The sequence below is a fragment of the Bathymodiolus azoricus thioautotrophic gill symbiont genome, from assembly GCF_001298715.1.
In the GTDB taxonomy this organism is placed as follows: Bacteria; Pseudomonadota; Gammaproteobacteria; order PS1; family Pseudothioglobaceae; genus Thiodubiliella.
The window spans coordinates 1-1,246 of record NZ_CDSC02000253.1; the positions used below are offsets into that span (position 1 = coordinate 1).

At 35.2% G+C, this 1,246-nt stretch carries 2 protein-coding genes and 1 pseudogene; 1 reads left to right on the plus strand and 2 read right to left on the minus strand.

Annotated features, from left to right (window positions below; translation table 11 throughout):
* On the plus strand, positions 1 to 521 hold a 521-nt coding region (locus BAZSYMA_RS04820), incomplete at its 5' end, for a tetratricopeptide repeat protein (protein ID WP_143243106.1).
* A gap of 131 nt (positions 522 to 652) precedes the next feature.
* Here BAZSYMA_RS04820 and BAZSYMA_RS04825 read toward each other — a convergent pair.
* Both BAZSYMA_RS04825 and BAZSYMA_RS04830 read right to left on the minus strand, forming a co-directional pair.
* Positions 653 to 841: pseudogene (locus BAZSYMA_RS04825) on the minus strand (IS3 family transposase); the annotation flags it as partial.
* Positions 842 to 954: 113 nt separating this feature from the next.
* The coding region (locus BAZSYMA_RS04830) for a transposase (RefSeq protein ID WP_195910103.1) at positions 955 to 1,246 on the minus strand (292 nt) is incomplete at its 5' end.

Here is a 1,246-nt window from a genome sequence, read left to right on the forward strand (position 1 = left end):
ATAATTACGATCAAGCTATTGCCCTTGATCCAGACGATGCTATATTTTTTGGTAAACGTGGCTTTGCTTATGCCAACTTAGACGAGCACCAGAAAGCTATCAATAATTACGATCAAGCTATTGCCCTTAACCCAAACAATGCCATATCTTTTGGTGATCGTGGTGTTGCTTATGCCAACTTAGGCGAGTACCAGAAAGCTATCAATGATTGCGATCAAGCTATTACCCTTAACCCAAACGATGCTATATCTTTTGCTAGTCGTGGCTTTGCTTATGTCAACTTAGGCGAGTACCAAAAAGCTATCAATGATTACGATCAAGCTATTACCCTTAACCCAAACGATGCTATATCTTTTGCTAATCGTGGCTTTGCTTACAGACATCTAGGAAAAGAAGAAAAGGCGATTAAAGATTTTAAAAAAGCACAAGCGTTAGACCCTAGTGCTATTGTTAACGAACAAATAAAATTAATAGAAGAAGAACTTTTAGAGGAAATTAAAAAAACGCAAGCAATCAATTAAGAAGTGTAAGAGTTTCAAGAGATTTCAGAAGAATTAAAACCCAAATCCAAAAATAGAACCACCCAACCCAAAAAATACCAATCAAAATCCTAAAAAACCACCTGTAATGGCCCAATCAACCTAGACACATTTCAAGCCACTTTTTTCAATTCAGCCATCTTCTGAGTAGGTGTAATATACCCAATGACTGAATGGATCCTTTTATAATTGTAAAAATAAATATAACTTTCTACATTTTCTACTACTTCTTGATGGTTGGCAAAGCTTTGATAGTTCAATCGCTCAGTCTTTAAGCTTCTAAAAAAGCGTTCCATAACGACCCTGTAAACCAGATTGTGTAAAGTTAACTCGCTCTTTTCTAGATTTTATTATTTGTGTCATTATTGACCTCCTTATATTTTGTATTATAAGGCTATCTTTGTGTCTAAGATTGTTAGACCATTACAACATGCTTTGCTCTTTTATTGGCAAATTCAAGGGGTAATATTTGACGCATTAGTGCAAACAAGTTGTAAGACAAACTACAAATATCAAAATACAAGGCATTGGCATTAAAATCACCACAAGGCATTTGTCTTGCACCAAAATCATTTTTCAATTCTTTGATACGGTTTTCACTGTCTTCACCTTGTTGGTTGTAAAAATGGATAACCTTGCTGTCACTCAAAGTTTCAAGATTGGTGGCGATAGAGCGATAAATATATTGTCCACTGGTGATTTGTTCA